The following is a 13,642-nucleotide window of genomic DNA, read 5'->3' on the forward strand; positions in this document are numbered from 1 at the left end:
CAAAAACATGGATGTTTTTGTCGAGCGTACAGGGACGTATTCACAGCGTGTTCCGGCAAGACCCCTGCCTTCCATGGCGCACAAGGTGCAAAGTCAGAGACTCAAACAGCGTACCCAGGACTCTTGCTATCCAGAAGCCGAACCAATGCGGGCCAGGTCAACGCAGCCGCACTGCCGAGTTCCTGAGACTGGTCAGCGGTTATCTGTATGGCCTGCTCTGACGGCATGCAGGTTGGCCCGCAACTCTGGGCCTTGACCTGGATCTCGCAGGCCTTCATCAGAAAATACAGATAGGTGAACGTCTCCGGCACGTCCTTGCCCGCCGTCAGCACCCCGTGATTGCGCAGCATCATCATCGACTTGTCGCCCAGATCTCTGATCAGCCGCTCCCGCTCATCCAGGTTCAGTGCCACACCTTCATAATCGTGATAGCTCAGGTGATTCAGGCACAACATCGCCGTCTGGCTCAGGGGCAACAGACCATCCCGATGGGCGGACACAGCCACCCCATCCGGCGCGTGCAGGTGCATCACCGCCCCGGCATCCTCGCGGCCCATGTGAACAGCACTGTGAATGGTAAATCCGGCTGGGTTTACGCGGGAGAGACCGCCAGACTCCACCACCTGGCCATCCTTATCCACCTTCACCAGTGACGACGCGGTGATTTCATGGAACAGAAGCCCATAAGGGTTGATCAGGAAATGATGATCCGGCCCCGGCACCCGAGCAGAAAGGTGGGTGAATACCAGGTCGTCCCAGCCAAACAGCGCCACCAGGCGATAGGCGGCGGCCAGCTCGGTACGGACCTTCCATTCGGCTTTTCTCAGATCCCGTTGTGATGACCGATCGTCGGTTGTCGTCATGATGAGAGCCTCGGTCTGTCAGCCTGCCTGTAACAGGGTGGCGTACTGCTCCAGATGAAAATCGTCATCGCCCAACTGGTGATTGATGGCGATCAGCCGCTTCGCGTAGTGGGCAAAGTTGTACTCCCAGGTCATGCCGATACCGCCGTGGGACTGAATGCCGGCCTCGGAGATAAACTGACCGGCACGGCCGATTACGTTCTTGGCAGCGGCCAGCACGCGGCGACGTTCATCACTGGGTTCGCTGTCGGCGACGCTGGCGGCAAGAATCGCCATGGAGCGAGCCTGTTCCAGTTCCGACATCATATCCACCATACGGTGCTGCAGCACCTGGAACCGGCCAATGGGAACGCCAAACTGCTTGCGCTGTTTGAGATAATCCAGGGTCAGCTCATTGGCCATTTCCATGACACCCACAGCCTCTGCGCACATGGCGGCGATGGCGCGACCGGCCTGATACTCGATCACCCCGGCAGCCTTGCCTTCTTCTCCCAGCAACGCGTCGCCACCGACCTGGACGTTGTCCAGGGTAATGTCACAGCCGCGGGAGCCGTCGATGGTGGGGTAAGCGCGGCGCTCAACGCCAGCGGTATCCGGGGTCAGGGCAAACAGGCTGATGCCGTCGGCATCGCGGGCGTCGCCTGAGGTGCGTGCGGACACCACGATCAGGTCGGCACAGTGGCCGCTGATCACGACGGCCTTGCGGCCGTTCAGAACATAGCCCTCGCCGTTTTTCTCGGCGCGGGTTTCCACGTTATTCAGGTCATAGAAACTCTGGGGCTCCTGCAGGCCGACCGCAGCTTTCAGTTCTCCGCTGGCGATGCCGGCCAGCCAGGTGTTTTTCTGGCTGTCGTTGCCTGCCTGGCCAATCAGGCCGCCGCCCAGGATAATGGACTGCACATAAGGCTCCAGGCAAAGCCCGCGGCCCAGCTCAGTCATAACGGATTGAACTTCCACACCACTGCCGCCAAAGCCACCCAGTTCCTCGGAGAAAGGTACGGCGGTCAGGCCCAGCTCGCTGAGTTGCTGCCAGAAATCGGCGCTGAAGCCCAGTTCCGTCTCACTGAACGCCAGGCGCTTTTCAAAACTGTACTCACCGCGCACCAGCCGCTCCACGGTGTCCTGCAGCATCTGCTGCTCTTCGTTAAGTCGGAAATCCATGGTCGTCTCCTTAAAGCCCGAGAATCATTTTCGACACGATGTTCTTCTGGATCTCGTTGGATCCGCCGAAAATCGACAGCTTGCGGTTGTTGAAATACTGGGCCGACAGTGGAGCTGCATCTTTATCCGACAGGAAGTCGCCCTCGTAACCCATATCCATCTCTTCTTCCAGGAACGGCAGGGCATAGGGCCCGACCGCGCGGCGGGCGAGATCATTGATGGCCTGACGGATTTCGGTGCCTTTCACTTTCAGCATGGAGCTCTCCGCGCCCGGCACGCCGCCCCCTTCAACAGAAGCAATAATCCGCAGGTTGCTGATGGTGGCTGCCGTGAGGTCGATTTCCACTTTGGCGATGCGCTGGCTGAATGAAGGGTCCTCAAGCAGCGGTCGACCGTTCTTCAGGCGGCGTGATGCCAGGTTCTTCAGGTGCGACAGCGCTGCCTTCGACATGCCAATACCGGCCAGGCCGGTGCGCTCGTAGGTCAGAAGATACTTGGCGTAGGTCCAGCCTTTATCCTCGTCGCCCACCAGGTTTTCCACCGGCACCTTCACGTCCTCGAAAAACACTTCGTTGACTTCGTGCTCGCCATCCAGGGTGATGATGGGGCGCACGGTAATGCCCGGTGTGTTCATGTCGATCAGCAGGAACGAAATGCCTTCCTGGTTCTTGACCTCCGTGTTGGTACGCACCAGGCAGAAGATCATGTTGGCGTGCTGGCCCAGGGTGGTCCAGGTTTTCTGGCCGTTAACGATGTAATGGTCGCCATCACGTACAGCACGGGTTTTAAGGGACGCCAGGTCAGAGCCCGCGCCGGGTTCGGAATACCCCTGGCACCACCAGTCCTCGCCGCTGAGGATGCGCGGAAGGTACGTCTGTTTCTGTTCCTCGCTGCCGAACCTGATAATCACCGGCGCCACCATATTCACCCCGAACGGGATGGAGCGGGGAACGCCGTAACGGCAGGACTCTTCGTCCCAGATGTGCTTTTGCACCGGCGTCCACTCTACACCGCCGTACTCTGCCGGCCAGTGGGTCGCGTACCAGCCCTGCTCGCAAAGGATTTTCTGCCAGCGCTGATGGTCCTCTTTGGACAGGCGGCGGAATCCTTTCACTTTGGCGGCGATGTCGGCCGGCAGCTTTTCATCCAGGAACGCACGCACTTCGTCACGGAAGGCGAGTTCCTCGGCGGTGTAGTTCATGTTCATCGAATTAACCTCGTAAATGCATTACAGCGAAAATATATACCGCATAGCAGAATTACTCAATGATCTTTTATGGATTGCGTTCCTGTCAATGATAATGAAACAAGAAAACACAGAGTAACTACAACTCGCACCAAAATTTGATTTCACTGCCTTGTTGGTTCCAAAGGCACCGTCCTGCTGTGGGACTTTTCTATGTCCACAAAAAAGCAGAGCCGAGGCTCTGCTTTTTGAACGATGGGCGGCAGGTTCAGCTAAAGGCCTGAATCCCGGTCTGTCCCCGGCCAAGGATCAGGGCGTGGACATCGTGAGTACCTTCATAGGTATTCACCGCTTCCAGGTTCATCACGTGGCGGATGACATGGTATTCGTCAGAGATACCATTGCCGCCGTGCATGTCACGGGCCACCCGTGCGATATCCAGGGCCTTGCCACAGTTGTTGCGCTTGAGCATGGAGATGGCGTCCGTCGAGTAGTTGCCGGCGTCTATCATGCGGCCGAGTTGTAAGGCGCCCTGAAGGCCCAGGGTGATCTCGGTCTGCATATCCGCCAGCTTCTTCTGGATCAGTTGGTTGGCAGCCAGCGGCTTGCCAAACTGCTTGCGCTCGAGGGTGTAATTGAGGGCCGCGTGCCAGCAGAACTCAGCAGCGCCCATGGAGCCCCAGCTGATGCCGAAACGGGCCTTGTTCAGGCAACTGAAGGGACCTTTCAGACCCTCCACGTCAAGCTTGTTCTCGTCCGGGACAAAGACCTCGTCCATAAAGATGGATCCGGTCTCGGAAGCCCGCAGGGAAAACTTGCCCTCAATCTTTGGCGTGTCCAGGCCCTTGGCACCTTCGCGCTCGATCACGAAACCGGTGATTTTGCCATCGAGCTTGGCCCAGACCACGCAAACATCGGCAATGGGCGAGTTGGTGATCCAGGTCTTGGAGCCACTGACCAGATAGCCGCCGTCGACTTTCTTGGCGCGGGTTTCCATGTTGCCCGGGTCAGACCCGTGGTTGGGCTCGGTCAGGCCAAAACAGCCCACCTTTTCGCCGGATGCCAGTTGGGGCAGGATGCGTTTTTTCAGGGCTTCCTGACCAAAGGCGTGAATCGGGTGAATAACCAGTGACGACTGGACACTCAGCGCTGAGCGGTAAGCGGAGTCCACCCGTTCCACTTCACGGGCGATCAGGCCATAGCACACGTGGTTCAGGCCGGGGCCGCCGTATTCTTCCGGCAGGGTGGCGCCAAGCATGCCCAGCTCGCCCATGTCGGTAAAAATGGAACGGTCGAACTTCTCATGCCGGTTTGCTTCGGTAATGCCAGGCATCAGACGTTGATCGCAGAACGAACGGATGCTGTCCCGAACCTGACGCTCGGTTTCATCCAGTTGTTTATCGAATTGCAGCAGGTCATCCCAAGGTGCGGAAGCCATGGTGTATCTCCTCAGAAAATTAGTTGTTCACTCGTTCAATTTCAGCAGCAGTGCCCTGGCCAGTGCGCCAGTGTATCGACCGAAGGGTGTTCGTAATCCGTCGTAGATAAACGCGCACCTGGCATCTCCCGTTTTCATCAGACATGGCTCCCATTGTGGTCTTCCGTTTCTAAGGAGGGAAGGGGTGGGCTTGCCATGTCATTAATGTTGATATAGTTTCGTATAGCGGAACTAAGTTTTGTATATTGGCTGTTGAAGACTAATCCGGGTCTGTTTGAAATGCAACCGATACCATCAACGAAGGGCAGTAATCTGCTATGAGCCGTTTTCTGGTTCCTGCTGCGGTTTTTCTGGAACTATTGGCGCTTTGCCTTTCCAGCATAGCGCTCAGTGCCTTTGCGGGTGTGTTGTTTATGCTTTATTTCACGCTGGCGCTGAGGCGATTGCAATCGTATTCCCGTTACCTGTTCCTGATCTCGCTGGTTGTAATCGGTTATCTGGGCTTCATCGGGCAGTTGGCAGCCGAGGATCTGATTCGTGCCGCGTCCAAAGCTGCTTTTTATGCAGCGTTCCTGGGAAGCCTGGGGATGATGCAATGCCTGGTTCGCCGTCTCGAGGTGCTGCAGCGTATACACGATGTGTTGCTGGGTGGTCGTCCGGCGCTGCTGTATCCGAAATACGCCGTGGTGAGTTGCGGCATTGCGTCGGTGCTGAGCTTCGGGGTGATGAACCTGCTTTGCGGCACGCTGTCGGACACCCTGCGGCAGCGGGGCATTACCGGGGCCTCGCGGGTGCGCTGGTTGCGCAGTGTGCTGATCAGTACATTGCGGGGATTTGCGCTGGTGCCGCTGGTAGCGCCAACCAGTGTTGCAGTCGCCATTATTACCCGCGAAGTGCCCTCCCTGAGCTGGTCGGGCCTGTTGCCCTATGGCATTGGCAGTGCGGTATTGCTGATTCTGGTGGGATGGGGGCTGGAGCATAAGCGTTTTCGTCGGGTCAGCGGTGAGCGCGAACCGCTGGAAGCTTGGCCGGCCGGAAGTGGGCGACTGTTGCTGCTGGTGTTGATCATCTTTACGTCGATGGGCCTGCTGGTGCAGTTAACGGAACTGAGGGTGTCAGTGGCCGCCATGCTGGTGGTGCCGGTGGTCACCCTTCTTTATATGTTCTGGCACGATCGTTCGCCAGCTATGGCGGTGCGGGAAGCCTCTGACAATATGCTCGGCATGAGCAACGAGATGTCCATCTTCGCAGGTTCTGCGGGGTTGGGCGTGGCGTTGGTCTCGGTGATTCCGGCGGATGCCCTGGCAGGCATGGCGACTGGTGAGCTGGGGGTGTTTTTACTGGCCGTGTGTGGGTTATTGATGATGCCGATGCTCTCAGCCATCGGCATTATCCCGATTACGGTGCTGAGTATTCAGGCTGGGTTGATGCCGCAATTGGTCGCCGAGGGTGTGAACCCTCTGCCGGTTGCAGTCGCCCTGGTGATTGGTTTCTCCCTGGCGATGATGCTGTCGCCGTTTGGCCCGGCTGTCATGTTGCTGTCACGATTCGGGCAGGTGTCACGCTGGGTGGTGGCGTTTGGCTGGAACGGCGCTTTTGTCCTGCTCTCCATTCCGCTGTTATTGCTGATGTTGTGGGGGATGTTTGTGATGGCGCCGGTCACGAGCTGATTGATGCATACCATGAGCGGCGCCAATGTTCAGTGGTTCAGTAGCCCCGGCTGGGGTCCACGATGCCGGAAATCGGCTGACCATTATAGTGTGCCTGGATCTTACCGGTGATCTGCTCCAGGGTGGCCTCCCTCAGGGTCCGCGCCGAAATGTGTGGCGTAATGGTGATCTCCGGTCGCTGCCAGAAGGGATGATCCGCGGGCAGGGGTTCCTGGCGAAACACATCCAGGGAGGCCCGGGCGACATGGCCGTCTTCTATGGCTTTAATCAGGTCCTCTTCCACCAGGTGTTCTCCCCGGCCCACGTTGATCACCACGGCATCGGGCATGAGTTGGCTCAGGTGCTGATGGTTGAGAATGCCCCGGGTTTCGTCGGTCAGTGGCAGAGTGTTGACCAGAACGCGGGTTGATTGCAGGAAATCGGGCAGGTTTTCGGTACCGGAAAAGGTCGAGACGCCCTCCAGATCGTGCTCGCTACGGGCCCATCCATTGACCCGGTAATCCAGGCCGGCGAGGGTGCGCGCCACCCGCTTGCCAATATGGCCAAGCCCCATGACGCCTACTGGCCAATCGCTGCGCTTGATTGGGCGATGAATTTTCCAGGTGCCTTGGCGTTGCTGCTCGCGGTAGGTTTCCATGCCCCGGTTGGCTTCCAACAGCTGGTGCAACACGTATTCCGCCATCTGCGCGGACATGCCGGCATCTTCCAGGCGCACGATGGGCAGTTGGGGCGGTAGATTGGGCACGGCCAGCAACCCGTCGATGCCCGCCCCGAGGTTAAACACGGCTTTAAGCTTTTTCTCGCGCTCGAACAGTTGTTCCGGTGGTTGCCAGACAATGGCGTAATCGGCATCGACCACCGGGCCGCTGGCGTCCCAAACGTGAATCTCGGCTTCCGGAAGCAGTTCCTTGATAGGAACGGTCCAGCGCTCCGGTTTGGGGTCTCCTGCTACAAATAGAACTTTCATGTGCTCTCCGGGGTTGTCAGCGACTTTGAATTCGGTTATTAAGTTTCACATTGCAGAATAATATACCGCAGATTGCCCGTAAACCCGGGGTTGTGTATCGCAATATTGGTAGAGAATTGAAACATAAAGGAAGAGTGTTTCATGTTTGGCACGACTTTTGATAATGGTTTCTGGTACTTGATATCTGCAGCGATTAAAATATCGCATCTTTTCTTACTATCCGAACAAAGCCCCGGTAGTCCGGGCACAGCGGATCAGGCGCAGCTGTTGGAGGACGCCCGTTTATGACAAAAGCACAAGCCACCTCGCCGGAACTCCTGGCAGCATCCGGTGATGGCGAACCGGTAAAGCCTGAAAAAGATCGCAAGTTTGTAGAGGCGCTTTCCCGTGGTCTCGACGTGCTTCGTGCCTTTAGTCAGGGCTCGGTGATTCTGGGGAATCAGGACATCGCGCGCCTGACCGGGCTGCCGAAACCCACTGTTTCGCGCATGACCTACACCCTGACCAAGCTGGGTTACCTCAGCTATAACGCCCAGTTGGAAAAATACCAGCTCAGCTCCGGTGTATTGGCACTTGGTTACGCCTACGTTTCCAACCTTAAGGTGCGCCAGTTGGCTAAGCCTTACATGGACGAATTTGCCCGTCAGACCAACATGTCCGTAGGCCTGACTTGCCGTGATCGTCTGCACATGATCTATGTAGAGAATCGTCTGCCGCCGGAAGCATCGCTGCTGCGTATGGACATCGGTTTGAAACTGCCGATGGCCACCACATCGGCCGGGCGAGCTTACTACTGCGCCATTTCGGATAAAGGCCGCAAGGTCATTACGGACGCGATGGAAGCCAAATATGGCGATGCCTGGCCGGAGAAGCAGGAGGGCCTTGAACGCTCGATGGAGGACTACAAGACGTATGGCTTCTGTCTGTCGCTCGGCGAGTGGGATCGCAACATCAATTCTGCGGGTGTGCCCATTCATCTGCAGGACGGCACCATCATGGCGCTGACCTGTGCGGCGCCTTCCTATTTGATTTCCGGAGAAAAGCTGCGGGAATCCATTGCTCATCAACTGGCGATGCTGGCCAGCGATATTGAATCGCTTGGTGTTTGACCTGATGGACTAACTGACAAGGCCTGGGCTCGGACGGAGATCTACCTCCGAAACCGTGCGTAGCCATGGATGGCGGAGCCGAGCGTACAGGGATGTATTTACAGCGTGTTTCGGAGGTAGGTCTCCGTCCGGGCCTTCCCCCCTGAGCGGGCTTTCTCGAAAAACCCCAGAATTCGTTCTGGGGTTTTTTTACGCCTGCATTTTAGTTCATGGTTGAAACCTGCCTAGAACTTGTATTAAATCGTGACTATATTTCGCTTGTTAAAACTACATTCCATATATGGCGGGGAAAATTATGTCTGAGGTCGTGACTTATAACCGAGAAGGCTCCATTGGCGTGATCACTGTGAACTATCCACCGGTGAACGCCCTCAGCCATGCGGTTCGTTCCGGCCTGGTGGCTGCGCTGGAGCAGGGCGAGAAAGACGCCGACGCCAAGGTATTGTTGCTGGTGTGCGAAGGCCGCACTTTTATTGCCGGGGCCGACATTCGCGAATTCGGCAAGCCCATGCAGGACCCGGGACTGCCGTCCGTTGTTGACCAGTATGAGAGCAGCGACAAGCCAATTGTTGCGGCTATTCACGGCACTGCGTTGGGGGGTGGCCTGGAAACCGCATTGGGTTGTCATTACCGGGTTGCCTTGAGCAGTGCCAAGGTGGGGCTACCGGAAGTGAAGCTGGGCCTGTTGCCGGGAGCCGGGGGCACCCAGCGCCTGCCGCGCTTGGCGGGTGCCCAAAAGGCCTTGGAAATGATTACCACCGGCGAATTTGTGGGCGCTAAAGACGCTCTGGCCCTGGGCATTGTTGATGCGGTTGAGGACAGCAGCGATATCAAGGCTGCAGGCCTGGCATACGCACAGAAAGTTGCGGACGAAGGCAAGCCGGTCCGTCGCGTAAGGGACCTGACCGATAAGTTGCAGGCCGACAAGGGTAGCGACGTTTTTGAACAGTTCCGCGCCGGCTTGCAGAAAAAGGCGCGGGGCCTGTTTTCCCCGTTCAAGTGCGTGGATGCGGTGGAAGCCGCTTTCAGCCTGCCGTTCGAGGAGGGCGTGAAGCGAGAGCGTGAACTGTTTATGGAGTGCATGGAATCGCCCCAGCGTGCCGGGCTGGTTCACTCTTTCTTTGCCGAGCGGGAAGTCTCGAAGGTGAAAGGCCTGTCCAAGGACACGCCAGTTCGCGACATTCGCACCGTGGGCGTGATCGGTGCCGGCACCATGGGCGGCGGCATCGCCATGAACTTCGCTAACGCCGGGATTCCCGTTACCATCGCCGAGGTCAAGCAAGAAGCGCTGGACAAGGGTCTGGCGGTGATTCGCCGGAATTATGAGAACACCGCGAAGAAAGGCCGTATCACCCAGGCCCAGGTTGAGGAGCGCATGAGCCTGATCAGCGGCACCCTGACCTATGATGATTTCAGCGATGTGGACCTGGTGATCGAGGCGGTGTTTGAAAGTATGGACCTGAAAAAGAAGATCTTCGGTCAGTTGGATGAAGCCTGCAAAGCGGGTGCGATTCTGGCGTCCAACACCTCCACCCTCAGTATCGATGACATTGCTGCAGCGACGAAACGTCCGCAGGACGTAATCGGCCTGCATTTCTTCAGTCCCGCCAACGTGATGAAGCTGCTGGAGATTGTGCGCGGCGAAAAAACCTCTGATGAGGTCAAGGCCAGCGCCATGGCGCTGGCGAAGAAGATCCGCAAGGTGGGTGTCATGGTGGGTAACTGCTATGGCTTTGTTGGCAATCGCATGCTTCACAAGCGGGGCGCTGAGGCCATGGCGCTGGTCAACGAAGGTGCGAGCCCGCAACAGGTGGACAAGGTGCTGACCGATCTGGGTTTCCCCATGGGGCAGTTTGCGATGTCGGACCTGGCCGGTATCGATATTGGCTACAGCATCCGTCAGGAACGCCGCAAGGCTGGTGAGGATGTGCCGGCAAGCTGGTTGGACAAGCTGGCGGAGCAGGGTCGCCTTGGGCAGAAGACCCAGGCGGGCGTGTACAAATACGAAGAGGGTAACCGCAAGCCGATTCCCGACCCGGAGGTGGACCGGGTTATTGCCGAGTTCCGCGAGGAGCAAGGTATTAAGTCCCGTGACATCACCGACCAGGAGATTCTGGAGCGGTGCATGTACGTGATGGTCAATGAGGGTGCCAAGATTCTGGAAGAGGGCATTGCCGACCGGTCGCTGGATATCGACATTACCTGGATCTATGGCTATGGCTTCCCGGCCTATCGGGGTGGGCCGATGTTCTGGGCGGATCAGATTGGCCTGGACATTATTCTTGGCACTGTTGAGCAGTTCTACAATGACCTGGGTGGCGAGCAGTGGAAGCCAGCAGCCCTGTTGCAAAAACTGGTCAGTGAAGGGCGCAAGTTTTCGGACCTTTAAAAGCCTGGCCTGCTGGTGTGGCGGCTGGTCCCGAGGTGGGGTGCCTTTTCTTCTGTGAAAAATAAGTCGCTGCGCTCAGACATCTTTTTCCCGGCAGAAAAGGCACCCCACCCCGTGACCGACCATACTGCCGAGGTTTGAGCCACCTACACGTTTACGAAGGAGTTTGTTATGTCTGATGCCGTTATTGTTTCCACTGCCCGCACGGGCCTGGGTAAATCCTACCGTGGCGCACTGAACAACACCCACTCTGTGGACCTTGCCGGCCATGTGATCCAGCATGCGGTGCAGCGTGCGGGTATTGATCCGGCCATCGTGGAAGATGTGATCCTCGGTGCTACGTTCCATGAAGGCGCGCAGGGCAAGAACATTGCGCGGCTGGCGGCGATTCGTGCTGGTCTGCCGGTAACCACCGCTGGCCTTTCGATCAACCGTTTTTGTAGTTCCGGTCTTCAGTCCATCGCCATTGCCGCCCAGCGGGTGGTGTCGGAGAAGGTACCGGCCATGGTGGCGGGTGGCGTCGAATCCATTTCCATGGTGCAGAACGAGAAGCTCAACAGTTTCCACGCTACTAACGATTGGCTGATGAAGAACAAGCCCGAGTTGTATCTGGCGATGATCGAAACCGCCGACATTGTAGCCCAGCGTTATGGCGTTAGCCGTGAGTCTCAGGATGAGTACGCGTTGATCTCCCAGCAGCGCACCGCCGCGGCTCAGGAAGCGGGTCGGTTTGACGATGAAATCGTGCCCTATGACGCTACCATGATGGTGAAGGACAAGGAGACGGGTGATGTCAGTTATAAGGACGTTACCCTGACCCGTGACGAGTGCAACCGCCCCAACACCACGCTGGAAGGCCTCCAGGGTCTGAATCCGGTGCGCGGAGACAATCAGTTCGTCACCGCCGGTAACGCGTCCCAGCTGTCTGACGGTGCGTCCGTGTGTACGGTGATGAACAGCACCTACGCCGAGAAAAACAATATTGAGCCCATGGGTATCTTCCGTGGTTTTGCGGTGGCCGGCTGTGAGCCGGATGAGATGGGTATTGGCCCTGTTTTCGCAATTCCGCGCCTGTTGGAGCGGAATGGTCTGAAAATGGACGATATCGACCTGTGGGAACTGAACGAAGCCTTTGCGTCGCAGGTGGTCTACTGCCGTGATCGTCTGGGCATTCCCATGGAAAAGCTGAACGTTAACGGCGGTTCTATCTCCATTGGCCACCCCTATGGCGTTACCGGTTCTCGCCTCGCCGGCCATGCGCTGATTGAAGGTAAGCGCCGTGGTGCCCGGTATGTGGTTGTGACCATGTGCATCGGCGGTGGCCAGGGCGCGGCTGGTTTGTTCGAGGTGGTGTAAGGTCGTGTGGCACAGAGCACCATCCGCATGAATTTATTCAGGAGCAGAACCATGAAAGATCTCAGCAAAAACTACATCAACGGCCAATGGCAGAACTGGAATGGTGAGACCATTGATGTCCACGAAGCGGCCACTGGCGACGTTATTGCCAGGGTCCCCGCCTCCGGTCGTGAGGAAATGGAGAAGGCCATAGCCGCCGCCAGTACGGCTTTCGAAAGCTGGTCGGAAAGCACGCTGGAAAAACGATTGCATGTGCTGGAGCAACTGCATGCCGGCCTGAAAGAACGGGCAGGTGAAATAGCCGAAACGGTGTGCCGGGAAGTGGGAATGCCCATTAAACTGGCCACCGGCATCCAGGCGGGGCTGCCGGCGACCATTACCAAAAGCTACCTGAAAATGCTGCCGGAATTCACCTTCGCCGAACAGGTCGGCAACTCCGAGGTGCAATACACGCCGGTGGGCGTGGTGGGATGCATCACCCCCTGGAACTACCCCCTGCACCAGGTCATCCTCAAGGTGGTTCCGGCCATTGCCGCCGGTTGCACGGTAGTGCTCAAGCCGTCTGAAATCGCGCCCCAGAGTGCCTATATCCTGGCGGACATTCTGGCCCAGACAGACCTTCCCGAGGGTGTCTTCAATCTCGTCTGCGGCGAAGGCCACACCGTGGGCGACACGCTGATCAAACACCCGGATGTCAACATGGTGTCGTTCACCGGCTCCACCCGCACCGGCAGCCTGATTGCCCACGCTGCCGCCGATGATTTCAAGCGCTTTGCTCTGGAAATGGGCGGCAAATCCGCATCGGTCATCCTGCCGGATGCCGACCTGGCGAAAGCGGTTAAGGGAACGGTCAACAACTGCCTGCTGAACTCAGGCCAGACCTGCACTGCGCTGACCCGCATGCTGGTGCCGGCCCAGATGCATGACGAAGCCTGTGAGCTGGCCGCTAATGCGGTGGCGAAAATGACGCCGGGCAATCCGCTGGAAGAAACCACACGCCTGGGCCCGCTGGCTTCCGCTCAACAGCGGGACAAGGTTATCGACTTCATCAACATCGGTATCAAAGAAGGCGCCACCCTGGTTGCCGGCGGCCCGGAAGCACCGGAGGGCTGCGACAATGGCTACTTCGTCAAGGCCACGGTATTTGGTAACGTCAAACCCGACAGCCGCATCGCCCAGGAGGAAATCTTTGGCCCCGTGCTGTGCGTGATTCCCTACGAGGACGAAGCTGAGGCCATCGAGATCGCCAACGGCACGGCCTATGGCCTGTCCGGCGCCGTCTGGTCCGCCGATGACGCACACGCGAAGAAGGTGGCAGGCAAACTGCGCACCGGGCAGGTATTCGTCAACGGCGGAGACTTCAACCCATTGGCGCCGTTTGGCGGCTTCGGCCACTCCGGTATCGGCCGCGAATTCGGCAAATGGGGACTTGAAGAGTTTCTGGAGGTGCGGTCCCTGCAGCTTTAAGCCTGCTAGTTGGCGGGCTGGGCCCGAGGTGGTGCC

10 protein-coding genes are annotated in these 13,642 nt (G+C 57.8%); 5 read left to right on the forward strand and 5 right to left on the reverse strand.

What is annotated here, in order from left to right; genetic code table 11:
* Positions 1–101: 101 nt before the first annotated feature.
* The 4 genes from AC13D2_RS03000 to AC13D2_RS03015 all read right to left on the reverse strand — a co-directional run bounded on the left by AC13D2_RS03000 (position 102) and on the right by AC13D2_RS03015 (position 4,648).
* Positions 102–863: a class II aldolase/adducin family protein gene (locus AC13D2_RS03000; protein ID WP_482938208.1), complete on the reverse strand. Its 762-nt coding sequence runs from the start codon at positions 861–863 to the stop codon at positions 102–104.
* An 18-nt stretch (positions 864–881) separates the two neighbouring features.
* Positions 882–2,024, reverse strand: coding sequence for an acyl-CoA dehydrogenase family protein (locus tag AC13D2_RS03005; RefSeq protein WP_292046709.1), 1,143 nt, complete (start codon positions 2,022–2,024; stop codon positions 882–884).
* Positions 2,025–2,034: 10 nt separating this feature from the next.
* Positions 2,035–3,231 (reverse strand): acyl-CoA dehydrogenase family protein, encoded by a 1,197-nt coding sequence (locus AC13D2_RS03010; RefSeq protein WP_292046708.1) that lies wholly within the window; start codon positions 3,229–3,231, stop codon positions 2,035–2,037.
* Positions 3,232–3,478: 247 nt separating this feature from the next.
* A complete protein-coding gene (locus AC13D2_RS03015) occupies positions 3,479–4,648 on the reverse strand; it encodes an acyl-CoA dehydrogenase (protein WP_300497351.1) in 1,170 nt (389 codons plus the stop codon).
* Between the two features lie 317 nt (positions 4,649–4,965).
* On the opposite strand from AC13D2_RS03015, the gene AC13D2_RS03020 reads away from it, so the two are divergent.
* Positions 4,966–6,318, forward strand: a complete 1,353-nt coding sequence (locus tag AC13D2_RS03020; RefSeq protein ID WP_300497354.1) for a hypothetical protein — start codon at positions 4,966–4,968, stop codon at positions 6,316–6,318.
* Positions 6,319–6,355: 37 nt separating this feature from the next.
* Here AC13D2_RS03020 and AC13D2_RS03025 read toward each other — a convergent pair whose 3' ends face one another.
* The gene (locus AC13D2_RS03025) at positions 6,356–7,285 is read right to left on the reverse strand and encodes a 2-hydroxyacid dehydrogenase (RefSeq protein WP_300497356.1); all 930 of its coding nucleotides are present in this window, start codon (positions 7,283–7,285) and stop codon (positions 6,356–6,358) included.
* A gap of 284 nt (positions 7,286–7,569) precedes the next feature.
* On the opposite strand from AC13D2_RS03025, the gene AC13D2_RS03030 reads away from it, so the two are divergent.
* From AC13D2_RS03030 to AC13D2_RS03045, 4 genes are all read left to right on the forward strand, one after another.
* Entirely contained in the window at positions 7,570–8,394 is an 825-nt protein-coding gene (locus tag AC13D2_RS03030) for an IclR family transcriptional regulator (protein WP_292046704.1), read from the forward strand.
* A 295-nt stretch (positions 8,395–8,689) separates the two neighbouring features.
* Complete coding sequence (locus tag AC13D2_RS03035; RefSeq protein ID WP_482938209.1) at positions 8,690–10,783, forward strand: 3-hydroxyacyl-CoA dehydrogenase NAD-binding domain-containing protein; 2,094 nt, start codon at positions 8,690–8,692, stop codon at positions 10,781–10,783.
* Between the two features lie 171 nt (positions 10,784–10,954).
* Positions 10,955–12,139 (forward strand): acetyl-CoA C-acyltransferase, encoded by a 1,185-nt coding sequence (locus AC13D2_RS03040; RefSeq protein ID WP_300497364.1) that lies wholly within the window; start codon positions 10,955–10,957, stop codon positions 12,137–12,139.
* Between the two features lie 51 nt (positions 12,140–12,190).
* A complete protein-coding gene (locus tag AC13D2_RS03045; RefSeq protein ID WP_292046701.1) occupies positions 12,191–13,606 on the forward strand; it encodes an aldehyde dehydrogenase family protein in 1,416 nt (471 codons plus the stop codon).
* Positions 13,607–13,642 lie beyond the last annotated feature (36 nt).

The organism is Marinobacter sp. B-12 (genome assembly GCF_056857915.1).